Annotated in this window: 20 protein-coding genes; 12 read left to right on the forward strand and 8 right to left on the reverse strand. The window is 69.8% G+C overall.

Going from position 1 to position 24424, the window contains the following annotated elements; all coding sequences use genetic code 11:
• Window positions 1-9: 9 nt before the first annotated feature.
• On the reverse strand, window positions 10-4077 hold the full coding sequence (locus ACFXJ8_RS05165) for a glycoside hydrolase (protein WP_379642514.1): 4068 nt from the start codon (window positions 4075-4077) through the stop codon (window positions 10-12).
• Between the two features lie 54 nt (window positions 4078-4131).
• Window positions 4132-5535 carry an extracellular solute-binding protein gene (locus ACFXJ8_RS05170; RefSeq protein WP_379642515.1) on the reverse strand — a complete coding sequence of 468 codons (1404 nt, stop codon included), beginning with the start codon at window positions 5533-5535 and terminating at the stop codon, window positions 4132-4134.
• Between the two features lie 79 nt (window positions 5536-5614).
• Here ACFXJ8_RS05170 and ACFXJ8_RS05175 point away from each other — a divergent pair, with 79 nt between their 5' ends.
• The 9 genes from ACFXJ8_RS05175 to ACFXJ8_RS05215 all read left to right on the forward strand — a co-directional run bounded on the left by ACFXJ8_RS05175 (window position 5615) and on the right by ACFXJ8_RS05215 (window position 14840).
• The gene (locus ACFXJ8_RS05175) at window positions 5615-7252 is read left to right on the forward strand and encodes an ABC transporter substrate-binding protein (protein WP_379642516.1); all 1638 of its coding nucleotides are present in this window, start codon (window positions 5615-5617) and stop codon (window positions 7250-7252) included.
• 4 nt (window positions 7253-7256) lie between these two features.
• On the forward strand, window positions 7257-8246 hold the full coding sequence (locus ACFXJ8_RS05180; protein WP_379642517.1) for an ABC transporter permease: 990 nt from the start codon (window positions 7257-7259) through the stop codon (window positions 8244-8246).
• A complete protein-coding gene (locus ACFXJ8_RS05185; protein ID WP_379642518.1) occupies window positions 8243-9076 on the forward strand; it encodes an ABC transporter permease in 834 nt (277 codons plus the stop codon). The genes ACFXJ8_RS05180 and ACFXJ8_RS05185 overlap by 4 nt, the downstream gene beginning before the upstream one ends.
• On the forward strand, window positions 9073-10029 hold the full coding sequence (locus ACFXJ8_RS05190) for an ABC transporter ATP-binding protein (protein ID WP_379642519.1): 957 nt from the start codon (window positions 9073-9075) through the stop codon (window positions 10027-10029). Before ACFXJ8_RS05185 ends, ACFXJ8_RS05190 begins: the two co-directional genes overlap by 4 nt.
• Window positions 10026-10970 carry an ABC transporter ATP-binding protein gene (locus ACFXJ8_RS05195; RefSeq protein WP_379642520.1) on the forward strand — a complete coding sequence of 315 codons (945 nt, stop codon included), beginning with the start codon at window positions 10026-10028 and terminating at the stop codon, window positions 10968-10970. Before ACFXJ8_RS05190 ends, ACFXJ8_RS05195 begins: the two co-directional genes overlap by 4 nt.
• Window positions 10971-11033: 63 nt before the next feature.
• The gene (locus ACFXJ8_RS05200; protein WP_379642521.1) at window positions 11034-12209 is read left to right on the forward strand and encodes a cellulase family glycosylhydrolase; all 1176 of its coding nucleotides are present in this window, start codon (window positions 11034-11036) and stop codon (window positions 12207-12209) included.
• A complete protein-coding gene (locus ACFXJ8_RS05205; protein WP_379642522.1) occupies window positions 12206-13429 on the forward strand; it encodes an alpha-L-fucosidase in 1224 nt (407 codons plus the stop codon). The genes ACFXJ8_RS05200 and ACFXJ8_RS05205 overlap by 4 nt, the downstream gene beginning before the upstream one ends.
• Before the next feature lie 22 nt (window positions 13430-13451).
• On the forward strand, window positions 13452-13988 hold the full coding sequence (locus ACFXJ8_RS05210) for a TlpA family protein disulfide reductase (protein ID WP_379642523.1): 537 nt from the start codon (window positions 13452-13454) through the stop codon (window positions 13986-13988).
• Between the two features lie 3 nt (window positions 13989-13991).
• On the forward strand, window positions 13992-14840 hold the full coding sequence (locus ACFXJ8_RS05215; protein ID WP_379642524.1) for a cytochrome c biogenesis CcdA family protein: 849 nt from the start codon (window positions 13992-13994) through the stop codon (window positions 14838-14840).
• 6 nt (window positions 14841-14846) lie between these two features.
• Here the strand turns inward: ACFXJ8_RS05215 and ACFXJ8_RS05220 are convergent, their stop codons facing one another.
• Window positions 14847-15683 (reverse strand): class II glutamine amidotransferase, encoded by an 837-nt coding sequence (locus ACFXJ8_RS05220; protein ID WP_379642525.1) that lies wholly within the window; start codon window positions 15681-15683, stop codon window positions 14847-14849.
• Window positions 15684-15741: 58 nt separating this feature from the next.
• Window positions 15742-16056 (reverse strand): hypothetical protein, encoded by a 315-nt coding sequence (locus tag ACFXJ8_RS05225; RefSeq protein WP_379642526.1) that lies wholly within the window; start codon window positions 16054-16056, stop codon window positions 15742-15744.
• Window positions 16057-16155: 99 nt separating this feature from the next.
• Between ACFXJ8_RS05225 and ACFXJ8_RS05230 the strand changes: the two genes are divergently transcribed.
• Window positions 16156-17682: an FAD-dependent oxidoreductase gene (locus ACFXJ8_RS05230; protein ID WP_379642527.1), complete on the forward strand. Its 1527-nt coding sequence runs from the start codon at window positions 16156-16158 to the stop codon at window positions 17680-17682.
• 166 nt (window positions 17683-17848) lie between these two features.
• The gene (locus ACFXJ8_RS05235) at window positions 17849-18832 is read left to right on the forward strand and encodes a BtrH N-terminal domain-containing protein (RefSeq protein WP_379642528.1); all 984 of its coding nucleotides are present in this window, start codon (window positions 17849-17851) and stop codon (window positions 18830-18832) included.
• 210 nt (window positions 18833-19042) lie between these two features.
• On the opposite strand, the gene ACFXJ8_RS05240 is transcribed toward ACFXJ8_RS05235, so the two are convergent.
• The gene (locus tag ACFXJ8_RS05240; protein ID WP_379642529.1) at window positions 19043-19936 is read right to left on the reverse strand and encodes a LysR family transcriptional regulator; all 894 of its coding nucleotides are present in this window, start codon (window positions 19934-19936) and stop codon (window positions 19043-19045) included.
• Between the two features lie 90 nt (window positions 19937-20026).
• Here ACFXJ8_RS05240 and ACFXJ8_RS05245 point away from each other — a divergent pair, with 90 nt between their 5' ends.
• Window positions 20027-20380 (forward strand): DoxX family protein, encoded by a 354-nt coding sequence (locus ACFXJ8_RS05245; RefSeq protein ID WP_379642530.1) that lies wholly within the window; start codon window positions 20027-20029, stop codon window positions 20378-20380.
• Window positions 20381-20566: 186 nt separating this feature from the next.
• Here ACFXJ8_RS05245 and ACFXJ8_RS05250 read toward each other — a convergent pair whose 3' ends face one another.
• The 3 genes from ACFXJ8_RS05250 to ACFXJ8_RS05260 all read right to left on the reverse strand — a co-directional run bounded on the left by ACFXJ8_RS05250 (window position 20567) and on the right by ACFXJ8_RS05260 (window position 24333).
• The gene (locus ACFXJ8_RS05250) at window positions 20567-21664 is read right to left on the reverse strand and encodes an NAD(P)/FAD-dependent oxidoreductase (RefSeq protein WP_379642531.1); all 1098 of its coding nucleotides are present in this window, start codon (window positions 21662-21664) and stop codon (window positions 20567-20569) included.
• 2 nt (window positions 21665-21666) lie between these two features.
• Window positions 21667-23058: a cytochrome bc complex cytochrome b subunit gene (locus tag ACFXJ8_RS05255; protein WP_379642532.1), complete on the reverse strand. Its 1392-nt coding sequence runs from the start codon at window positions 23056-23058 to the stop codon at window positions 21667-21669.
• A gap of 639 nt (window positions 23059-23697) precedes the next feature.
• Window positions 23698-24333 (reverse strand): DUF1345 domain-containing protein, encoded by a 636-nt coding sequence (locus ACFXJ8_RS05260; protein WP_379642533.1) that lies wholly within the window; start codon window positions 24331-24333, stop codon window positions 23698-23700.
• Window positions 24334-24424 lie beyond the last annotated feature (91 nt).

A 24424-nucleotide genomic window follows, 5' to 3' on the forward strand; every position in this document is an offset into this window, starting at 1 on the left:
ACGAGCCGGTCAGCTGACGACGATCGGGACGGTGGCCGTGTAGGCGAGGTGGCCGAAGCAGGCGACCTTCACCAGTGCCCACCAGTGCGCGCCGGGACGGGCGGTGGCGGGGATCGTCACGGGGTAGCGCAGTGAGATCTCCCTTCCGGGTTCGGCCTCGAAGCCGGTCGTCCACGGTCCCGCGAGTTCCCAGGTGCCCCATGGGCTGATCAGTTGCGCTTCGCCGCGTACCTGACCATGGACCTGGTTGGTCACGGTCAGCACGAGGTCGGCCGACCCGCCGGGCGGCAGCCGGAGTTCCGCTGGTTCGAGGGTGGCGGTGATCGGGGGCGAGGCGGGAAGGGCTCCGACGACGACCTCGGCCGTGTCCTCGAGCGCCTGACCGAGTTCGTCGCGGATCCGGGCGGCGAGATGGCGGATCCCCTGCTCCCCCGAGACGGTGACCGTGAACTCGGCGTGCTCCCCCGCCGCCAGGTCGTAGTCGAGGGGCGGGGCCTCGACCTTGAGACCCGCCGGCACGTCCAGCTCCACCCTGCCGGAGGCGGGCTCGGTCGAGCAGGCCACGGTGATCCGCAGGTTCGCGCTCTCGCCTGGCGCCGGCCGTACGGAGAACGGGGAGACGCTCTCGCCTGGCGCCGGCCGTACGGAAGGCGGGGAGATGTGGACGGCCACGGGCAGGTAACCCACGGGCGCGGGCCCCTTGTCGTGCAGCCAGTAACGGGTGTGCACCGGCTGCGCCACCTCGGTGGAGGGTCCGAGGGGCGCGTCGCCGTCACGCCGCGAGGCCGGTGTGACGGCGAGGGTCACCACCTGCGCCGGGCGCAGGTCCACCCGCCCATCCGCGACGGGTACGGCGCGGCCCTCCTCCAGGACGCCGGTCAGAGCTGCCTGCTCGATCCCGCCGTGCAGGGTCACGCGGGCACTGCTCGCCCGGCCGTGCGGTTCGTAGAACCGGAAGACGGGACCCGGCTTGAGCGCGGTGAGCACGGCGTCGTCCACCGAGGCGAGGCTGAGCGCGGCGGGCAGCTCGCCGGGGTGGGCGAAGTCTTCGTGGGCCAGGAGCTCGTGGTTGTACTCCTGTCCGGCACGCACGAACCCGGCTTCCCGCCAGTCGCCCGGCCCCGCGACCAGGCTGTAGGCGAAGGTGTGGCTCCAGTGCTGCCAGCCGAAGTCCGAGCCGTCTGGCGCGGTCCTGCGCTCGCCGTTCAGCCAGACGCCGCTGGGCCACGCGCTGCAGGCCCGCATCAACGACAGGTACGCGGTGCCGTCGCGCTCGGCGACGAAGCCGGGCGTCCCCCGGTTGAGCAGCGCGACGGAGTGGCCCGTCAGCGGGTCGAGCGTGCCGGGAAGGTCCTGCCTGACCTCGATCACGCTGTCGGCGAGGTCCTGGACGAGCCCTTCGAGGTCCGTGACGACGAGCGTGGGCAGGTCGCGCGCGCCACGCACGTCGTCCTCCGGCGCCTGTCCCGCGGGCGGGACGAACACGCGGCCGGTGGCGGCCAGCGTTCTCGCGGAGGCGTCGTCCAGTACCGCGGAGGCCACGGCGTTGACGTCGGGGCCGCCGATCACGATGCGCACGTCGGGCAGGTTGGAGTCGAGGTCGAGCCAGCCGTAACGGTTGCCGTCGGGCAGCGTCGAGGTCGCGGTCACGCCCTGCGCGGCGAGAGCGGCCAGCAGGGGGCGCGGGTCGACGTCCGCGGGGGCGACCACCTCGGCCACGCCGATCGCGTGCTGCACCTCGCCCAGGTCGATGCGGACGGCGGAGCTGAGCCCCGCCCAGGTGAGCGCCGGGTTGTCGAGCGTCCACAGCTGTTCGGCCGCGTCGGCGGCGGGCCTGCCGAAGGAGCGGCCGACGGCGGCGTAGCCGGTCTCGTAGACGGGCCGCGCGCCGGGCAGATCGAGGTCGAACCTGATCCTGAGGAGCCTGTCCCTGCCGATGGAGCCGTCGGCGTGGAGCAGGAAGTCGACCCGGTCCATGCCGTCGTGGAGCAGGACCTCCTGGGTGAGCGTGAGGTCGTCGAGCTCGGTCTCGATGACGAGGCGGCTGCCGAGCGGGCTGGTCTCGGCGCGGACCCGTCCTCGCGTGGGAATCCGGCCCGGTCCCTTGGGGAGCAGATGCCAGGGCCCCTCGCCCCATACGGGGTGCTTGTCGTACTCCTCCTGCAGGTACGGCACGCCGCCCAGGCCGTCGGGGCGGAGCAGTTGCCGTCCCGTCCGCAGGTCCACGACGGAGGTGAGCGCGGGCCCCTCGGCGGTGACCTCGAAGGCCTGGTTGCGCACGGTGGCCCCGTCCACGGGAGTCCAGGTCGGCACGTCGTCGGCGGGCACCAGGTGGAAGGTCCGGTACCCGAGGGCGGGCACGTCCTCGGCGCGGAAGGTGAGCGTGGCCTCGGCCAGCGACCCGTCGGGGTGCCTGACGACGCCCTCGGCCACCGCAGCGGCGGATGCCACGGCGCAGCCCCGCCACTCGCCCCGCGGGAAGGTCACGCGGACGGTCGCCAGGCCTGAGCAGGGCCAGGACAGGGTGTTCGTCACGACGAGGGGCCGGCCCGGTCCCGTGGTGTCGGCCAGCGACGACAGGTGGCGGGCGGCCCTGGTGCGGACCTCGTCGCCCAGTTCGTAGGCCTCGCGCCAGCCGCCGAGCAGGTCGAGGTAGACCTGGTCGGACTCGGTGCCGGTCAGGGCGTCGTGATGGGCGTTGAACAGCAGCTGCCGCCAGGCCTTGTCCATGGCCTCGGCGGGGTAGCGGGCGCCCTTGAGCGAGGCGAGCGTGGCGAGGCGTTCGGCGTCGAGCACGGCGATCTCGGCGGCGCGGTGGGCCTGCTTGGTGTCGATGAAGGAGACGTCCTTGCCGGTGTAGACCGGGTTCATGTCGCGGGTCTGGGGGCTGGCCCGCCGTTCGCCCAGCTCGGAGCGGACGGCGTCGAAGAAGTCGCGGGGCAGGCCGACGGTGAACCGGGGCCAGACGTACGGCCACGAGCGGTGGATGTCGGTGCACCATCGCGAGGGCACCACGTGGTCGCCGCCGACGGGCAGCATCACGTTGCGGGTCGCGGCGACCGGCTTCAGCTCGGCGAACTGCTCGTAGGCCACCTCGAGCGCCTGCTCAAGCGTCGTCGCCTGGTGGTCCATGGCCCAGCCGGTGCTGTAGTGGTTGGCCATGTAGTGGGTGAGCAGGCCGCGCCCGTCGGGCGAGATCCACTCGAACTCGCTGGGGAACTGCATGAGGCTGTTGTCGCCGACGTGCTTGTTCGGCCCCCACATGTGGAACGGCCCGCGCGCCCACGCGCTGGAGTCGAGCCCCGCGTCGGCCATCAGACCGGGGTAGGCGGGGTCGTGGCCGAAGACGTCGAGCATCCAGGCGCTGCGCGGGTCGCCGCCGACGACGTCGCGCTGGTAGGCGATGCCGTACTGGGCGTTGCGGATCGTGGTCTCGGGGTGGGTGAGGTTGGTGTTCGGCTCGTTGTAGTTGCCGCCGACGATCTCCACGCGGCCCTCCGCGAGGAAGCGGCGCAGGTCGGCCCGGTCTTCGGGGCAGGCGTCCCAGTGCGGCTTGAGGTAGTCGACCTCGGCGAGCACGAACTTGTAGTCCTCGTCGCGCCTGGCCGCCTCCAGGTGGGCGCGGACCAGGTCGAAGGCGGTGAAGACGGTGGTCTTCGGTCGGCTCTCTTCGGCGGCGGGCACGTCGTACCAGGTCTGGGTGTAGCCGGCCTGGGTGTTCCACCACACCGGGTCGTAGTGGAAGTGGGAGACCATCCACATCGTCCACCCCGGCACGGCCGCGCGGATCTCCCCGTCGAGGCGTGCCCCGTGGAAGTCGGTGACGGTGGCGGTGACGCGGCGCAGAGCGCCCTCGGTGACCGGCGCGGCGAGTGCCACGCCGACCTCCGCCACGTGCCGCTCTCCGGCCGCGAGCGCGGGCACCACGACAGGCTCGGGCGTGGTCACGGCGGGGCCCTCCACGCGCACGGCGACGGGCTCGGCGCAGGGCCCGGACACCGTCACCCTGATCACCTGCAGTGGCCTGGCGGCCGTTCCCACGAAGAGGTCCGTCGAGGCGATCCGGTCGATCCGCATGCACACTCCCCGAGCTTTTTTGACATTGCGCGATGGCAAATGTCTCCTCGCCGCTCAGGCCGTGTCAAGAGGCAGGCCGGTGATCGCGCTGATCATGTCGGCCGCCCGCGCCACCGCCTGCTCCGGTTCGCGGCGCCTGGACAGCACGTCCTCGGTCATGGCCTGCAGCCGCGCGGACACCAGGGCGTAGACCGGGCTCGACGGCCTGAGCACGGCGTGTTCGAGCCGCTCGCCCGTCTCGGCGTGGAAGGGGGAGATGGCCGCTATCTCGCGCAGCGCCGACAGCCTGGGCGGGAGCTGGCCGGTCTCCATGCACCGCCGTACGAGCTCCTGGGGTGAGAGCGCGGCGCGCAGCAGTCGCATGGCGGCCTGCGGGTGGCGCGCCTGGCGCGGGATGGCGTAGGCCATGCCGCCGCACAGGACGGCCGCGCGGCCGTGCGGGCCGCGCGGCATGGGCGCGAAGCCGAACTCCTCGCCGATGTGGTCGATGGAGTCGCCCGCCCATCCGGCCAGGTCGCTGGCGCCCAGGCACAGGTCGGCCTGTCCTTCGGCGAGGAGCTGGACCGCGTGGTCGGAGTCGTAGCCGGTGACCTCGGGCAGGATGACGCCGTCGTCGAGCAGGCGGCGCAGGAAGCGCATGGTCTCCACGGTCGCGGGGCTGTCCAGCACCACGGAACCGGCCGACATGACGGCCGCGCCGTTGGATGCGAGGAGCGCGGCGAGCGCGTAGGTGGTGGTCTCGGCGGCGCGCAGCCCGCCCGGCATCGCCAGCACGTGGCGGCCGGGAGGGTTGGCCGCGGCCAGGCGGCGGCCCAGCTCGTGCAGCTCGGACCAGGTGCGCGGGGCTTCGACGCCCGCCCGTTCGAGCGCGTCGCGCCGATACCACAGCCCCGCCACGTCGGAGGGAGCCTGTACGGCCATGACCGCGTCGCCGAGGCGGTGCGCCTTGGCGAAGGAGGGCAGGAAGTCGGCGTCGTGCTCGTGCTCCACCCATGCGGGGTCGATCTCGTTCAGCGGCGTGAGGAAGCCGCTCCTGGCGAATTCGGCGACCCACACCGAGTCGAGGACCGCCAGGTCAGGCCCCCTGCCCTCGGCGATGCGGGCGAGGAAGGTGTCGTGGAGTTCATGCAGCGGCGGCCGATGGACGTCGAGCCTGAACGCCTCGCCCGCCGCCTCGCGCATGGCGTCCGCCCAGGGCTCGTCGGCGCCGAGGACGCGCAGGACCGGCGCCTGCTGCCGGAAGGCCGGGTTGACGAAGGTGCCGCGCCGGCGATGCCGGATGATCACGCCCTCCTCGGCCAGCTCCGCGAGCGCGCGGGTCACGGGCGTTCTGCTGAGCCCGTACCGCTCGCAGAGCTCGTGCTCGGTCGGCAGGCGTCCGTCGAGACCGTAGACCCCAGCGTCGATCTCCGCCCGCAGCCGAGTCTTCAGCTCGCGGTAGAGGGGGGTGGACTCCATCGGACTCCTTCGGTTTTGCCTCTTGATCTGGCACGCATTTTGTCATTATTGTCACGGCAACTCCAGAGAGGAGCCCCCCATGCACCACCGCCGAGCACTCACCGCACTGCTCGCCCTCTCCCTCGCCGGAAGTCTGGCCGCCTGTAGCAGTGGCGGGAAGACCGGCGCCACCGAGTCCCGCCCGGGCGCCACCTCCGCAGGGGCGCAGAAGCCCATGGTGATCGATGTCGGGTTCTCCGGCACCACCATCACGCGGAACTTCAACCCGTTCAACATCCAGGCCACGCAGGGCATGAACGGGTACATCTACGAGAACCTGTTCACGTTCAACATCCTCAAGGGCGGCGCGTTCGTGCCGTGGCTGGCCACGAAGTACGAGTGGTCCGACGACGGCAAGAAGATCACCATTCACCTCGACCCGCGGGCGACCTGGAGTGACGGCTCCAAGCTGACCAGCAAGGACGTGGTCTTCACGATGACGTACGCCAAGGAGCACAAGAACACCACGAACGCCGGCTTCCAGTGGGAGTCCGTCGACGCTCCCGACGACAAGACCGTCGAGATCACCTTCGCCCAGCCCTCCTTCACGCTCGTCGACCAGATCGGACGCATCCGCCCGGTCCAGGAGAAGACCTTCCAGGGCAAGGATCCCAACGAGTTCACCAACCCGGATCCGGTCGGCACGGGGCCGTACAAGCTCGCCCAGTTCTCCCCGCAGCAGCTCACGTTCGAGGCGCGCGAGGACTACTGGAAGCAGGAGGTGCCGGTCAAGACGCTGAAGATGCCGATCATCGGTGGCACGGGCGTGCTGTCCAGGCTGCTGTCCGGGGAGGTCGCCTGGAGCGGCGGCTCCGTCCCCAACGTGATGAAGAGCTACGTGGGCAAGGACCCCGAGCACAACCACGCCTGGTACCCCACCTACGGCTCGCTCTTCCTCTGGCTCAACACCGAGAAGAAGCCCTTCGACAACGTTCACGTGCGCAAGGCCATCTCGCTCGCGCTGGACCGCCAGCAGATCGCCGACGCCGGCAACCCTGGGCTCTTCCACCCGATCAATCTCACCGGCCTCGACCAGGAGACGATGGCCGACTGGATCGCCCCGCAGTACGCGAACGCGGTCCACAAGGGCGCCGACCTGGAAGCGGCGAAGGCGGAGCTGGCCAAGGCCGGCGTCAAGCCGGAGGACATCTCCTTCGACCTCATCGAGAACGCCGAGTGGACCGACGCGGTCCAGCGAGACAAGATCATCGCACAGCAGCTCGGCAAGCTCGGCATCAAGGTCAACGTCCGCCTGCTGCCGGGCGCCCAGACCACGACGATGCGGCAGCAGGGCGACTTCGAGGCGGCCACGGGTGGTGCCGTCTACAACGGTCAGACGCCCTACAGCTTCTACAACTCGATCCTGTCCAGCAAGAAGATCGGCACCGAGTACAACTGGGGCAGGATCTCCGACAAGAACGTGGACGGGCTGCTCGAGAAGATGGCCTCCACCGGTGACACCGAGGAGATCAAGGGCTACGTCCACGAGCTGGAGAAGTTCATGGTCGAGCAGTCGCCGTTGATCCCGCTGGCCAACATCGGCGCCTCCACGGAGTACAGCACCAAGGACTGGACTGGCTGGCCTGACGCGAGCAACCCGTACACGATCTCCGCGCCGTGGTCGGGCCCGCCGGACAACATCTACACGCTGCTGTCCCTCAAGCCCGCCGCCAACTAGACATATGTCGAGATTTCTGGTCCGCCGGGTCGCCTTCTACGCCGTCACCGCGTGGATAGCGATCACGCTCAACTTCCTGCTCCCCCGGCTGATGCCAGGCGACCCGGCGGAAGCCCTGATCTCGCAGATGTCCGCGCGCATGCCACTCACCCCCGAGCAGGCGGCCTCGATCCGGCAGATGTTCGGCGGGTCGCAGCTCCCACTATGGGAGCAGTACGGCGACTACCTTGCCGACCTGGCTCGGCTCGACTTCGGGGTCTCCACCTCCTTCTATCCCTCGCCCGTCTCGGAGATCGTGGGCGGCGCCATCTGGTGGACGGTGATCCTGGTCGGCCTCACCACGGTGCTGGCCTTCGTGATCGGCACCGCGCTCGGCATCGTGGCGGGAGCACGGCCAGGCTCGCGGCTCGACTCGCTGCTCACCCCGATCTCCACGTTTCTCGGCTCGCTGCCGTTCTTCTGGGTGGCGCTGCTGGCGGTGCTGGTCTTCGGGTCGGAACTGCAGTGGCTGCCGAACGGCGGCGGCTGGGATCCCGACATCCCGATCGGCTTCACGCCCGAGTTCGTCGCCAGCGCCGTCGAGTACGCCATCCTGCCCGCCGCCACCATCCTGATCGTGTCGTTCAGCGGCTGGCTGTTCGGCATGCGCAACATGATGATCACCACGGCGTCCGAGGACTACGTGCTGCTGGCGACCGCGAAAGGGCTCTCCCCACGGCGGGTGATGTTCTCCTACGCGGCGCGCAACGCCATCCTGCCGAGCGTCGCCGGGTTCGCCACCGCGATCGGCGCCGTGGTCGGCGGATCGCTGCTCGCCGAGATCGTCTTCGCCTACCCGGGAGTGGGCCACCTGATGTACAAGGCGGTGAGCATGCTCGACTACCCCCTGATGCAGGCCCTCTTCCTGGTGATCTCGCTGTCCGTGCTCGCCGCGAACTTCGTCGCCGACTCGGTCTACGGCCTGCTCGACCCCCGCGCGCGGGAGGTGCGATGACCAATCGCAAGGTACGCGTCGGCGTGGCCGTCCTCGTCTTCTTCGTCCTGCTGGCGGCCGTCGGGCCGATCGTCACCGACGCCCTCGGACTGTCGGCCACGGAGATCGACACGGCCAACCCCCTGCTGCCTCCGTCGGTCGAGCACCCGCTCGGCACCACGATGAGCGGGGAGGACGTGCTGGCGCAGCTTGTGGTCGGCGCGCGCAACTCGCTCATGGTGGGGGTGGTCGCCGGGACCATCGCCGTGGTGCTGTCGGTGCTGGTGGGCGTGACGGGCGCCTATCTCGGCGGCAAGGTGGACGCGATCCTGACCGCGATCACCAACGTCTTCCTCGTCCTGCCGGGCCTGCCGTTGCTCATCATCGTGGCCGGCTACATCCAGGGCCGGGGAGGCTGGCTGCTCGTCGCCCTGATCATCGGGCTGACGGCGTGGCCGTGGGGCGCCAGGCAGAAGCGGGCGCAGACCCTCTCGCTGCGCCACCGCGACTTCGTGATGGCCGCCGAGACGGCGGGCGAGAGCAAGTGGCGGATCATCGCCTTCGAGCTGATCCCGAACCTGCTGCCGCTGATCTCCGCCGGCTACCTGGGGGCGGTCATCGCGTCGATCTTCGCCGACGCCGGGCTCTCGTTCATCGGCCTGGGCAACATCGACGTCACGAGCTGGGGTTCGATGCTCTACTGGAGCCAGAAGGAGCAGGCGCTGCTGCAGGGGGCCTGGTGGTGGTTCGTGCCGCCCGGAGCGTGTATCGCCCTGCTGGGCACGGCGGCCGGGCTGATCAACTTCGGCATCGACGAGCTGACCAATCCGCGGCTGAGGGTGAAAGCATGACCAGGCTCCTCGAGGTCACCGGGCTTCATGTGCGGTACGGCGACGACGTCCATGCCGTCAACGACGTGTCGTTCACGCTCGACAGGGGCGAGATCCTCGGCGTCGCGGGCGAGAGCGGCTGCGGCAAGTCCACGCTCATCACCGCGCTGCTGCGGCTGACCAGGCCACCCGCCAGGGTGACGGCGGGCTCGATCCGCTTCGGCGAGGTCGACCTGCTGACGCTCGGCGACAAGCAGCTGAGAACGATGCGCTGGGAGCGCCTGGCCATCGTCTTCCAGAGCGCGATGAACGCGCTCAACCCCGTGCACCGGCTGGGCAGTCAGTTCGTCGACGTGATCCGCACCCACAGGGGCGGCGGCCGTGCCGAGGCGTGGGACAAGGCCGCCCGGCTGCTCGGGCTGGTCGGCATCCCCGCCGACCGGCTGCGCGCCTACCCGCACGAGTTGTCGGGCGGGATGCGGCAGCGCGCCACGATCGCGCTGGCCCTGGCCTGCGAGCCCGACCTGGTCGTCATGGACGAGCCGACCACCGCCGTCGACGTCGTCATGCAGCGCCAGATCATGCGCCAGATCATGCGCCTGCGCGAGGAGCTCGGCTTCGCGATCGTCTTCGTCACCCACGACCTGAGCCTGCTGATCGAGATCGCCGACAGGATCGCCATCATGTACGGCGGGCGCATCGTGGAGCTGGCCTCCGCCCGCGAGATCTACGACTCCCCCCAACACCCCTACACGCTGGGCCTGCGCGATTCCTTCCCGCCTCTGCACGGCCCCAGGCGGGAGCTGCACGGCATCCCCGGCTCGCCCCCTGACCTGCGGAACCTGCCGGACGGCTGCGCGTTCGCCGCGCGCTGCCCGTCCAGGATGGACGCCTGCGCGCGCAGCCTGCCCGCCCTGACCGATCTCGGTGGCCGCCAGGTCGCCTGCCTCCTCCACACCGGAGCACACCCATGACGGAACCGGTTCTCGAAGCGGTCGGCGTGAGCAAGCACTTCCCCGTCGGTCGCGGCAGGGCGGTGCGCGCCGTCGAGGACGCCACCGTACGCCTGTATCCGGGCAGGACGGTCGCCCTGGTCGGCGAGAGCGGCAGCGGCAAGACCACGCTCGCGCGGATCCTCGCGCGCTACTACCCGCCCACCCAGGGCGAGATCCGGCTGAGCGGCGGCGAAGGACACTCCTACCGCCGCCAGGTGCAGCTCGTCTACCAGGACCCCTTCGCCTCGCTCAACCCGGTCCACAGGGTCGGCTACATCCTCGGCAGGGTCCTGCGCATCCACGGTCACGCGCGGGGCCGGGCCGAGGTCAGGGAGCAGACCGCCGAGCTGCTGCGCAGGGTCAACCTGCCGGAGGAGTTCCTGGAGAAGTTCCCGCACGAGCTGTCGGGCGGGCAGCGCCAGCGCGTCGTGATCGCCCGCGCGCTGGCCGTACGGCCGCGCGTCCTGCTCGGCGACGAGCCGGTCTCCATGCTCGACGTCTCGATCCGGCTGGACATCCTGAACCTCCTGGCCAGGCTGCGCGACGAGCAGGGGCTGGCGATCCTCTACATCACGCACGACATCGCCGGAGCCCGCTACTTCTCCGACGAGATCCACGTCATGTACGCCGGCCAGATGGTGGAGGGCGGCCCTGCCGACTCGATCACCGAGGGCGCCAGGCACCCCTACACGCGGCTGCTCCTGGCCTCCGCCCCCGACCCTGACAGGGTCGCGAACGGCAGCGGCCCTGACGAGGAGCTTGGTGAGCCGCCCAGCCTCATCGACCCGCCCACGGGCTGCCGTTTCCACCCGCGCTGCCCCGCCGCCATGGACGTCTGCCGCGACAAGGTCCCGCCGCGCAGCGAGCACGGCGAGGGCCACTGGACCACCTGCTGGCTCTACGCGAAGGACGACGAGTGAACGACCTGGCGGCCTCTCGCGTCACCGCGCTCGCCGTACGGAAAGCAACGGGAGGTTAGGCACATGCGCTTCGGCGTGAACTACACGCCATCTCGGGGATGGTTCCACCACTGGCTCGATCTGGACCTGGAGGCGGTGAGAGCTGATTTCCACCAGATCGCCGCGCTGGGCCTCGACCACGTACGGATCTTTCCGTTGTGGCCGTTGCTGCAGCCGCATCGCGGGCTGATCAGGCGCTCGGCCGTCGAGGACGTCGGACGAGTGGTCGACGTGGCGGCATCGGCGGGTCTCGACGTGCAGGTGGACGTGCTCCAGGGGCATCTGTCCAGCTTCGACTTCTACCCGACCTGGCTGCAGACGTGGCACCGGCGCAACGTCTTCACCGATCCCGACGTGGTGGCCGCGCAGGCCGACCTGGTGCGCACGGTCGCGGCCGCCATGGCCGACCGGCCGAACCTGCTGGGGCTCACGCTCGGCAACGAGCTGAACAACCTCGTCGCGCACAACCCCGTGACGTCCGACGAGGTGGACGCCTGGCTCGACCGGATGCTCGCCGCCTGCTACGCGGCCGACCCCGCGCACCCGCACGTCCACTCGGTCTACGACGCGACCTGGTACTCCGACGACCACCCGTTCACGCCGCGCGCCTCCGTCACCAAGGGCGCGATGACCACCGTTCACCCGTGGGTGTTCTCCGGCGACTGCGCGGGACGGTACGGCCCGCTCGCGCCGCAGACCACGCACCTGGCCGAGTACGTGGTGGAACTGGCCAAGGCCTACGCCGACGACCCCGGCCGGCAGGTGTGGGTGCAGGAGGTCGGCGCGCCCGAACCGCACATTCCGGGCGAGCACGCGGCCGAGTTCGCCACGCGGACCCTGCGCAACGTGCTGACCTGCGAGGGCGTCTGGGGGGTCACGTGGTGGTGCTCCCACGACGTCGACCGGCGACTGCTGGACTTCCCTCCGCTGGAGTACACGCTCGGCCTGCTGGCCAACGACGGTTCGGACAAGCCGCTCGCGACCGCCTATGCGAAGATCGCGGCGGAGGAGCACGTCCCCTCCCGGCGTACGTCCGCGCTGGTCTTCGACGGCACCAGGTCGAACTCGGCGCCCGGCGGCGCCTTCTTCGAGGCATGGATGCGGCAGGCCGCCGCGGGCCGCCGCCCGGCGATCGTGCTCGCCGACCGCGCCGACGACGCCGGCCATCTGGCCGCACGCGGCATCGAGGAGGTCTCATGACGATGCAACCCTGGTTCCCCGACGCCAAGCTGGGCATCTTCGTCCACTGGGGCATCTACGCCGTCAACGGCATCGCCGAGTCGTGGTCGTTCTTCAACGGGCAGATCAGCCACGACGACTACCTGAAGCAGCTCGACGGCTTCACCGCCGCCCGCTACGACCCCGTCCAGTGGGCCGAGCTGTTCGCCGAGGCGGGCGCGCGGTACGCCGTGCTGACCGCCAAGCACCACGACGGGGTGGCGCTGTGGCCGACCGAGGGGCTGACGGTGGCGCGCGAGCGCGACCTGCTCGGGGAGTACGTGCGGGCCGTCCGCGCCAAGGGGCTGAAGGCCGGGGTGTACTTCTCGCACCTGGACTGGACGCATCCCGACTACGCCAGTATCGGCACCGGCGACAACCGCTTCGCCCACCCTCCCGAGGGACAGCAGGACCCCGCGCGCTGGGAGCGGTTCCTGGCCTTCCACCGCCGCCAGCTCGCCGAACTGCAGACCCGCTACGCCCCCGACCTGCTCTGGTTCGACGGCGACTGGGAACGCGACGCCGAGACCTGGCGGATGGCCGAGCTGCGCGCGGAGCTGCTGGCCCGCCAGCCTTCCGTGATCGTCAACGGCCGCATGCAGGGTCACGGAGACTACGCCACCCCCGAGCAGGGCGTGCCGATCGAGCTGCCGCCCGGCCCGTGGGAGCTGTGCCTGACGATCAACGACTCGTGGGGCTGGCAGCCTCAGGACGACAACCACAAGTCGGTGCGCCAGCTCGTCCGCGTGTTCGCCGAGACGATCGGCGGCGGCGGCAACCTCCTGCTCGACGTCGGCCCCCGTGAGGACGGCACGATCCCGCCGGAGCAGGCCGAGCGGCTACGCGGCCTCGGCGCCTGGATCCGCCCCCATGCCGAGGCGATCTACGCGACGACCCGCGGCCTGCCGCCGGGCCACTTCAACGGCGCCACCACCCTCTCGGCGGACCGCACCACGCTGTACCTGTTCGTGTTCGACCGGCCCAACGAGTTCGTGGTCCTGCGCGGTGTGCGCAACCGGGTCACCGGCGTGCGCACCCTCGGCGGTACGGCCCTGCGCCACGAGCGGTTCGGCGGGCTGGGCGAGGTCCCCGGATGGGAGTACATCCACCTGTCCGACGAGCACCTCGATCCGCTCTGCACCGTGCTGGAGGTGACGCTGGACGGCGAGCTGGAGCTCTACCGGGCCCACACCCGCGACTGAGCTGCGCTGTTACGCTGAAGTGGTGGTGAGGACCCGGACGGCGGCGGTCCTCATGACCGCCGCGTTGCTGACGGCCGCCTGCGGAGCGCAGGGGGACGGATCACCCGGCGCGCTCGGCGCCGGGCCAACGGCCTCCGCCGCCGCGGCGACCGTTCCCGACGCGCTGAGGTTCACCGCCAGGACGCTGGACGGCAAGGATTTCAACGGCGAGAGCCTGGCGGGAAAGCACGTGGTCTTCTGGTTCTGGGCGCCGTGGTGCGTGGATTGCTACGACGAGGCGCCGGCGGTCATGGCGGCCTCAGCGACGTTCGGTGACGTCGCCTTCGTCGGCGTCGCGGGCATGGACACCGAGGCGGCGATGAAGGAGTTCGTCCAGCGCACTCACACCGACACCATCGTGCAGCTCTCCGACGACAAGGGCGTGGTGTGGACCAAGCTGGACGTCAGCGAGCAGTCCACCTTCGTGTTCATGACGCCAGCCGGCCGGACCACACGCACGTTGGGGCCGCTCACCACCGAAGAGCTGACCGGTTATGTCAAGAAGCTGCTGGCCGGCTAGGTGGTGAGCGCCGACCTGCCGCTCGCGCTGGCTCTCACCGCGGGCGCCCTGGCCGCGGTCAACCCGTGCGGCTTCGCGCTGCTCCCGGCCTATATGGCCATGCTCCTCGCCGACGACGCGGACGCCCACCACGGCCCGGTGCCGCGGGCGCTCAAGCTCTCGGCCGCGATGACGGGCGGGTTCCTCACCGTCTTCGGCCTGTCCGGGCTGGTCCTCACCCCGCTGGCCATATCCGTCGGGAAGTACCTGCCCTGGCTGACGATCGTGATCGGCCTCGTCCTCGCCGCCCTCGGGCTGTGGCTGCTGAGCGGCAGGGAGCTGTCGCCGCGCACGCCGAAGCTCGCCACCGGCCGCCCGGCGATGTCGGTGGGATCGCTGTATGGCTACGGGCTGTCCTACGCGGTGGCCTCGCTGTCGTGCACGGTCGGCCCGTTCCTCGCTGTCGTCTCCGCCGCCCTGGTCAGCGGCGGGATGCTCGGCGGGCTGACGATCTTCGTGGCCTACGCGCTCGGCATGGGGCTGGTCGTCGCCCTTCTGTCGCTGGCCGTCGCGCTGGCCAGGAGCGCGGTCGTGGGTGGTCTGCGGCGCGTCCTGCCGTACGTGTCACGGATCGGCGGCGGCCTGCTCCTGCTCGCCGGGCTGTACGTCGCCTACTACGGCTGGTACGAGCTGCGCGTCTTCGCGGGCGCCTCGACCGGCGATCCGATCGTCGGCGCCGCCAGAGCCGTACAGCGAACGGTGGCGGGATGGGTCGCGGCTATGGGTGTCGGCTGGATCGCCGTCGGGCTGGCCGTGGTCGTGCTCGCCGCGTTCTTTCTCGGGCGCAGCCGTACCGGATCGCGCCGGAAATGACGGCGGCTAGGGCAGCTGCGCGGCATTGAACCCGCACAGCAGCTCGCCGTCGGGCGGGATGACGGCGTAGCTGCTCTCGGGCAACTCGTTCCAGACTCCCTGCAGGTCGCCGAGCGGCTCGGACACGACCAGGCGGGTATCGCCGGACAGCCCCCGCAGCCACGCGACATCGGGGTGCAACGCGCGCAGGGACTCCACGCTGGAGCTGTAGAACAGCGTGCGTGACTGGCGCCGGCTGGAGTAGCGGAAAACCCACACCCGCTCGCCGTTCGACGTCGCGACCGTCATCTGCAGCGGGAACTCGATCCCGTGGTCGTCGCCGAGCCGTTCGACCAGGCCGGCCATGCGGGCCACGGCCCCCGGCGGATCGTCGTCCAGCCCGAACGTCAGCGCCAGGTAGAACATCACCTCCGAGTCCGTCGTGCCCTCGATGCGGGAGAACAGCGAGGGGTCGACGGCCATGCACAGCTCCCGCCGGAGCCGGTCGAAGCCCGCGATCACGCCGTTGTGCATCCACATCCAGCGGCCGTGGCGGAACGGGTGGCAGTTGGTCTGCTGTACGGCCGTGCCGGTCGACGAGCGGATGTGGGCGAAGAACAACGGCGAGCGGACATGGTAGGCGATCTCCCGCAGGTTCCGGTTGTTCCACGCGGGGCCGGTGTCCCGGAAGATCGCCGGGGTGGCGATGTCACCGGTGTACCAGCCGATGCCGAAGCCGTCGCCGTTCGTCGTCTCCACGCCCATCCGGGAGCGCAGGCTCTGGTCGATCAGCGACGGCTCCGGCCGGTACAGCACGTCGCACAGCAGCACGGGCGTCCCCGAGTAAACGAGCCATCGGCACATGAGCCACGCCTTTCCTCAGCAGGTCGTACGACTTCAGCCGTACCCCCTCGGCCGGGACCTAGTTGGTGTTCGGGATACCACTGGTGTCCGCGGGATTGCCGTGGTCCTCGGGGTTCACCTTGTCCGGCGGCCCGTTCTCGTTCGGGACACCACTGCCATCCGCCGGATTCCCGTGATCCTCGGGATTGACCTTGACCGACCGGCTTCTCCTGTCGCGGGAGTCACCGTCGCCATGATGGACGCCCTGGCCGACGACAGCGCCCGTCACCGAGCTGGTTCCGGCGTTGGCGGGCTGAGCCGACAGCAGCAATGGGGCGGCGAAAGAGGACGCCACGATGATGGTGGCGCTGACAGCCTTCTTCAGTATCTCCATGCTGAGTTGTCTAGTGGAATGTAGTTATAAGTCCCTTTCATGCGGGTTGCAGGGCAAGCCACGGGTGTAGGCGAAATCGCGAGGGGCAGCACGGTGGCCATGGACATTGCGGGGGACACTCCGGGGCTGGCCGAGTCGTACTGGATGGATTCCACCGAGCCGACGTCCTATCCGACGTTGGCCGATGACCTCCAGGTCGACGTGGCGGTGGTGGGCGGCGGGATCGCGGGACTGTCGACGGCGTGGGAGCTGGTGCGGGCCGGACGGTCGGTGGCGGTGCTGGAGGCGGGCCGGATCGCCGCCGGGGTCACGGGGTACACGACGGCGAAGTTGTCCGCCCTGCACACGCTCGTCTATGCGGGCATCCGCTCGGCGCAGGGCGCCGAGGCCGCGCGGCTGTACGCCACCTCGCAACAGCAGGCGATCGAGCACGTCGCGCGGACAGCGGACGAGCTGGCGATCGACTGCGAGCTGGAACAGCTGCCCGCCTACACCTACGTCGAATCGGCTGAGCAGGTCCAGCGGATCCAGGACGAGGCCGAGGCGGCCGCGGCCGCGGGACTGCCCGCGTCGTTCGTCACCGGCACGGGCCTGCCCTTCCCTGTCGCAGGCGCGGTACGGCTGGAGCGGCAGGCGCAGTTCCACCCGCGCCGCTACCTGCTCGGCCTGGCCGAGGCCATCGTCGAGGGTGGGGGCGCCATCTACGAACGCACCAGGGTGCTGGACCTGGACGAGGGCCGCCCGTGCCGCCTGACCACCGAGCACGGCCTCGCCGTCACCGCGGCCGACGTCGTCGTGACCACCCACTTCCCGGTGTTCGACCGGGCGCTGCTGTTCGCCCGTCTCGTGCCGCACCGCGAGCTCGTGGTCGCCGCTCCCATCCCCGCCGACCAGGACCCGGGCGGCATGTACATCACCCAGGCCGACAACACCCGCTCGGTGCGCACCGCCCCGTACACCGACGGCCGGCGGCTGCTCATCGTCACCGGCGAGTCGTTCACTCCGGGCGCAGGCGGGGTCGGCGACCGGTACGGCCGGCTGACCGCCTGGGCGCGGGAGCGGTTCGGGGTGAAGGAGATCGCCTACCGGTGGGCCGCACAGGACAATCGCACCACCGACCAGATCCCCTATGTGGGGCGGCTGCACTCCGCCGCCGAGCACGCCTACGTGGCGACCGGCTTCGGCGGCTGGGGCATGAGCAACGGCGTCATGTCGGGGCTGCTGCTGGCCGCCCTCATCACCGGCGAACCGGCGCCGTGGGCCGGTCTGTACGATCCGCGGCGCCTGCATCCGCTGCGCGAGGCGGCCCCGATGCTCAAGGCCCAGGCCAAGGTCGCAGGGCATTTCGTCGGCGACAGGTTGCGCTCGCACGCCGACTCCGTCGACGACATCGCCGCCGGTGCCGGCGCGGTGGTGCGGGTGCGGGGCGAACGGTGCGCGGTCTACCGCGACCAGGCCGGAACACCGCATGCGGTATCGGCCACCTGCACGCATCTGGGCTGCATCGTGGCGTTCAACGACGCCGAAAGGACGTGGGAGTGCCCCTGCCACGGCTCCCGCTTCGCCGTCGACGGCTCGGTCATCCAGGGCCCGGCCCAACGACCCCTTCAGCCCCGCTCTCTCTGATTTCCCTCGTCGGTGGCACGAGCCGCGAGCGTCGAGCTCGTGCACTTGGGCCCAGGCGCCCCGTCGTGCGGCTGGACTCTCCCCCCGTGGGAGGCCTCATGCTACTCCCAGCGGTCCCGCGGGGACGGTGTGACCGTTCGCCGCGTCAGCATGAGGAGAGCGACGCATGACCATCGTGAAGGACATCGAGACTCGCGGCATGCACCACTGCGAGACGACGGCGCTGGGGGTGCTGTTGCGGCATGAGGGACTTGATCTGTCCGAGCCCATGCTGTTCGGGCTGGGCTCCGGCCTGTCCTTCGTCTACTGGGACAGCAAGGGCATGGCGCTCCCCTTTCTCGGAGGCCGCGTCAAGCCGTTCGACCTCACCAGGAACCTGGCCGCCAGGCTGGGGCTGACGTTGATGGCCGAGGAGACCACCTCACCGCGCAAGGCGTGGGAGAACGTGGCCGCCCCCATCGACGCCGGTCGGCCGGTCGGCCTCCAGCTCGACTGCTACCACCTGGACTATTTCTGCTCCAAGGTGCACTTCGGCGGTCATGTCGTCGCCATGTACGGCTACGACGAGCACGACGTCTACCTGGTGGACACCGACCAGCAGGGAGGCGCGGTACGCACCAGCCGGGCCAGCCTCGCCATGGCGCGGGCCGAACGCGGCCCGATGACCGCCAGGAACCGATCCTTCACCGTCACTCTGCCGGCTCACCCGCTTTCCTGGCAGGACCAGATCATCCCCGCCATCAAAGACTGCGCCGACGCCTTCCTCACCGCTCCCATCGCGAACCTGGGCCACCGCGGCATCGAGAAGGCCGGCAAGCAGGTGCCCAGATGGCTGCTACGCGCCGGCGAGCCGCAGCAGGACCTGCCGCAGGCCGCCCTCCTCATGGAGAAAGGCGGCACCGGCGGCGCCCTGTTCCGCGCCCTCTATCGCGACTTCCTCGACGAGTGCGCCCGGCTGATCGACGACGGCAACCTCCGCGCCGGTCACCGGCTGTACGCCGAGGCCGCCGCCCTGTGGACCGACGTTTCCACCTTGATCGCGAAGGCTGGAGAGAGCGGCGACGCGGGATACCTCGATCAGGCCGGCGTCATCCTCCACGATCTTTCACGCATCGAGAAGGACGCCATGCAGATGCTGCGTCAGTTGTAGCTCAAGGGATGCGCTCGCCGCATGACGGCACTCGACAGATGGACCCCGGGCACTCCCCCGAGGTCCATCGTCATGCACCCGGAATCCACCGCGACCGGCCCAGGATGCCCATCCCGAGCTGCGGGAACGTGCCGCGATCCATTCCACCTAATGTTCCGCTGCTCACCCTGGCCCGAGGCTCTCGCCACATCACCGCGCGCCGTATGGGCGTCACGGCTGCTTGAAATGCAGACAGCTCTGGACGAAGTCCTGGATGGCCGGGTTGTTGTCATCGGCTGGGTTCCAGGCGACGCCGACCTGGCTGGGACTGACGCCCACGACCGGCACGAAGACCACGCCGGGACGCTGGTAGAAGCGGGCGGTGGACCCGGGGGCCAGGGCGACGCCGTAACCGTTGGCGATCGCGTTGAGCCAGTCGTCCGGGTGGTTGGTGACGGCGCCGATGCGAGGCGGGTTGCCCTGCCGCTCGTCAGTGGCCAGCCAGTAGTCACGCCACCCGCCGGTCGCTTGTGGGGCGGCAACGAACGGCTCGTCCCACAACTCGCGGAAGGGGATCTCGTCTCGGTCGGCAAGCCGGTGCATGCTCGGCAGGACGACGCAGCGAGGCTCGGTGAGCAGCACCTCTACACGCCAGGATTCCTGCCCGGGGAAGGGCAGCCGCAGCAGGGCGACGTCCACGTTGCCGGCGGCCAGCCCCGCCGTGGGGTCCGACCAAGCGCTCTGCCGCATATCGACCCGCCAGCCCGGCCTGTGCTCGCCGAACGCTGCGATGATCTCCTGGGTGGCTTCGTTGGCGGCACTGGCGAGGAACCCGACGCGCAGTACGCGGTTCTCCCGCGCGGCCGCAGCCTTGGTTTCGGTTACCGCGCGGTTCCAGTCGGCGAGCAGGGCCGGAGCCCTGAGAGCCAGGCAACGTCCGGCTTCGGTGAGAGACATCCCGGCGCGTGAGCGGGTGAACAGGCGTACCCCCAGCAAGGTCTCCAGCTGCCTGATCTGCTTGGTGAGCGCCGGCTGCGACACGTACAGCCGTTCGGCTGCGCGGGTGAGATTCCCCTCCTCGGCTACAGCGGCGAAATAGCGCAGCAGCCGCGTATCCACATCCATGCCATCAGGTTATGGATGCAGGTATTGGCCGGGCAACGACGGGCACACCGACACTGGGTGAGCAAGGTCGTTTGCCTGAGGAAGGTGCCCATGTTCGCCCTCTACGTCACCTTGACCTCCATCACCGCGACCAGTGCCGCAGTCGGGGCTTGGATGAACTTCGTACGCCATCCCATCCCCGTCGCTGCGGCAAAGCAGGTCCAGGTGCCACAGACCTGGATGCTCCCGATGGGAACCTTGCTTGGCGCCGGAGCGCTCGGGCTGGTAGCCGGGCTTGCCGTACCCGCACTCGGCGTGTCAGCAGCCACAGGGCTGGTGCTGTACTTCATCGGGGCGATCATCGCGCACGTGCGGGTCGGCGACTTTCAGCTCGGCAAGGCTGCCGCCTTCCTCGCGCTGACTGCGGCAACGCTTGCTGTCACTGTGGCGTACAGGATCGGCTGAGACGAACAAGATCGCCTACACGCAGATGGGTTCCCGATACGCGGACACGCTACTGGCGCGCTTCGACTACCTGAAGGCAGGCACCGGCTCTCCCATGGTCCTGCTCATCGCGATCGAAAGATGTCACGTAACGTCGTGGTCCCTCGGCGACGGTTGATCAAGGTGACCGCTGGACGAGCAGGCGACTCATGCCGCACGCAGCGGCTGCTCCGACGTCCGGACCAGGTCCACGATGGAGTCGTGGATCCTGTGCTGGTACGGCTGGCGCGAGCCGTACCCGATGGAGGCCGCGACGTTGCTGCCCGCCAGCCTGCCTTGGCGCAGGGCATGCTGCCCGCTCATCGGGGTGATCTTGCCGGGCCTGGTGAGGTCGGGGACGGCGGCCACGTCACCGCAGGCGTAGATCTCGGGATGGCCGGGCACGGCGAGGTGCTCGTCCGCCCTGATCCTGCCCTGCTCGGCCGCCAGTCCGAGGTTGGTCACGAGCGGATCGGGGCGGACTCCGAAGCTCCACACGATCGTGCGGGTGGGGATGAACTCGCCGTCGCTGAGTCGCAGCCCCCGGGAGGTGACCTGGCCGAGCGAGGTCTGCGTTCGGACCTCCACGCCCCGCGACCGCAGCATCCGTGCCGTGGTCCTGGACAGGCTGTGCCGCATGTCAGGCAGCAGTCGCTCGGCGGGATCGGCCAGCATCCAGCGGATCGGCTGCTCGCGCAACCGCGGGTCGCGGCAGGCGATCGACTGGGACAGCGACTGCCCGGCCGAGGCCGCCGCCGTACCCGCGTATCCCGCGCCGAGCACGACGAACGTGCAGTGGGCCGCGCGTTCGAAGGGATCGCTGCTCGCGGCGGCCAGGGAAAGCTGCCGGTGGATGTGATCGCGCAGATGGAGGGCCTGGCCGACGTCGTGGAAGCCGACGCTGTGCGCCGAGACCGCGGAGACCCGGGCGACTTCGCTCACGCCTCCGGCCGCGATGATCAGCCGGTCGTAGTCCAGCACGCCACCGTCATAAAGCACGCGCTGGGCGTGGGCGTCGATATGGGTGACCGTGCCGAGCACCACCCGCACACCCGGCAGCGTCTCGGCCAGCGGCACGCTCACCCGATCCGGGCTGAGGACGCCCGTCATCACCTGCGGGAGCAACTCCGGATGCAGCGCGACGCCGGTCGGGTTGACCAGCACGATCTCCGCGCCGTCTCCCACCCTGCGCGAAAGGGTACGCGCCGCCTGGTATCCGGCGACCCCAGCTCCGACGATCACAACCTGTGGCCTGTTCGGTGTCACTGTCATCTCCCTGAGGTGACCGCCGGCTCCCGGCGCTCTTGCTGCGCCGGAGCCAGCCGCTCGTGGAATCCGCCGTCCGGGGACCGCGTGATGATCCCGGTCTCCACTCCGTGCTCGACCACGTGGTGATCCGTCTGCTGAAGTGCGAGGCAGATCCACCGGGTGCTGATGAAGGCGATGACGGGGCCGATGACCACGGCGAACCTGAAAAAGATCGTCACAGCCTCGACGGTGAGGTGGAACTGGTGGGCGATCTGGTCGTTGGCCGCGGCAGCCCACAGCAGGCCGTAGAACGTGATGCCGGCGACCGCGATGGCCGTCTTCACCGGCGTCTCGCGTGGCCGATCGAGCAGGTCATGCGCCAGCGTCTCGCGGGCCATACGGCTCGTGGCCTTCGGCCTGCCCAGCGCGTCGCGGCGGCTGCGCCGCGAGACGAGGAAACGCTCGGCCATCGGGTAGGCACCCAGGGCGGTGAAGAAAATCCCGGGTATCACCAGCGTGGGGACGAGGACCGCGAGGCTGAGCGTGTAGTCCCCAAGAGTGAGCTCCCACCCGGGCATGATCCGGAGGGCGCCGTCGAGGAACCCCATGTACCAGTCGGGAACCGAGCCCGCCGAGATCTGCGTCGGTTTGGCAGGGCCGTACAGCCATACAGGCGCGATCTGGAACCCGAACCCGAGAATGATCAGCATGCCGATCGTCGCGAACGCAATCATCGGGCGTCCGCTCCGCCGCGCCGACACCGAGGCGATGAACCGGGAGTGACCGTGCCGCCGCACCAGCAGTTCACGGGCGACAAGCAGCGCGGCCATGACGACCGCGACCAGCAGGTGCCCCCCGTACATGACCGGAATGACCCTGTCACCGGGAAAGTCCGGCCCGAACAGCAGCGACAGCGCCCAGGTTCCCACCACGGGGATGGACTGCAGAACTGACATGATCAGCCACAGGCTCCCACCCGACAGCATGTCGTCAGGCAGGGCGTTGCCGGTCTCACCCGCGGCCATGCCCAGCGCCAGCAGCGTCACCCAGATCAGCCACTGCCCGGTGCGCGGGCGGCGGAACGCGCCGGTGAGGAACATGCGCAGCAGCTGCAACACGACGGCCGCCACGAAGACGAGCGCCGCCCAGTGGTGGACCTGGCGGATGAGCAGGCCGCCGCGCACCTCCAGGCTCAGATGCATGGTCGAGTCGAAGGCCTTGCTGACGAAGAGTCCGCGCAGCGGGCCGTACGAGCCGTCATAGGTCACCTGGGACATGCTGGGGTCGTAGAACGCCATCAGCACCGCCCCGGTCACCACCAGAACGACGAACGACCAGACGGCGATTTCCGCGAACATGAACGACCAGTGGGAGAACTGAAACGAGCGGCTCTTGGCCGACATCGAACGCATTTGGGCCCCCTATCCTTGCCTACTCACAAGACGGAATCGGGCCGGAAAATGTGACAACGATGAGGCGTCGGTGACAGTGATTAACGTCACGCGTGCTCGCGACCTGCGCCTGCGCCGCCGTCAACCGGTGCGGTGTCTGGGGTGGCGTGGTCGCCGCCCGACGCCCACGCAGATTCGTGCCGCGTCCCAGCGTCCGGCCCGCATGTCGGGCCGGGAACCGGGGAACGGCGGCGCCACCACTCCTCCTGGTGGGCGCGATCGTCGGGTCGCGGCTGGCACGGATGTGGCCGTGGGTGGCCGCGCCGTAGGGCGGGGAGGTGAGCACTAACGCTGACCGGCAGGTCAGGTCCGGCGCACTCCGGCAGCTCCTGCGCCGCCACCAGGGCACGGCGGGAGATGTGCGGGTCGATGCACTCGCCGCGTACCGGATGCGGCAAGGCGATGATGTGTTGCAGATACACCGGACCCGCCCGCCGGGCCCGCCAGTTCGGCTACCTCGAGCTCGGGGTGCGTCCGAGTCACGCCCGCTCGGAGGGAGTCGGTTTAGCCGAGAGCGCTGAGCCGATGCCGCGGACAGCCCTTACCGCGTCCGGCGCGAAGAGCCCCGCCCACGATCCCACCGACGAACGCCGCACCCCTTCAGTTGGTGACCAGCCCGACAACGAGGTTGATCGCTGTCGCGAGGATGCTGGTGCCGAAGATGTAGGACAGGAGCGAGTGCCGCAAGACGACGGCGCGGATGGTGCGAGTGGAGACGTCGGTGTCGGAGACCTGGTAGGTCATCCCGAGGTTGTAGCTGAAGTAGAGGAAGTCGACGTACGCCGGCGGGTCGCTGGTGTTGAAGTCGATCCCGCCGGCGGGTGCCTGGTAGTACAGGTACGCGTACCGGGCGGCGTACATCAGGTGCAGCGCCGCCCAGGTCATGAACACCCCACCCAGCGCGGTGGCCGCGGCGGCATGGCCGGGATCGGCACTGCCGACGATCAGCAGCACCCCGATGGCCACCAGCCCGCACAGGGCGGCCGCAACGATGACGAACTCGTCGATAACCGGCCGGAAGTCCTCCCGCCGGGCGTTGTCATGGGTCGCGGTGGCATCCATTGGCCACAACACCAGCCAGCCGGCTACGACGAACACCGTTGCCGTCGTCGCTATGCTCGCCAGGATGCCCAGGGGCACCTGGGTGACGACACCGACGACCAGGCCGGTGGCGACACCGATCACAGCCGCGAGGATCAGCCGAACGACCGACGACAACGGCAACCAGGTCTGCATCAAGCCTCACAAATAGCAACAATCGCTATGTACACGGAAACGCAAGAAGTCAACCGCGCGATGCTTCCGCCGCAACGCAGGAACTGATTCT

This window comes from Nonomuraea sp. NPDC059194 (assembly GCF_042754765.1).
GTDB lineage: Bacteria > Actinomycetota > Actinomycetes > Streptosporangiales > Streptosporangiaceae > Nonomuraea.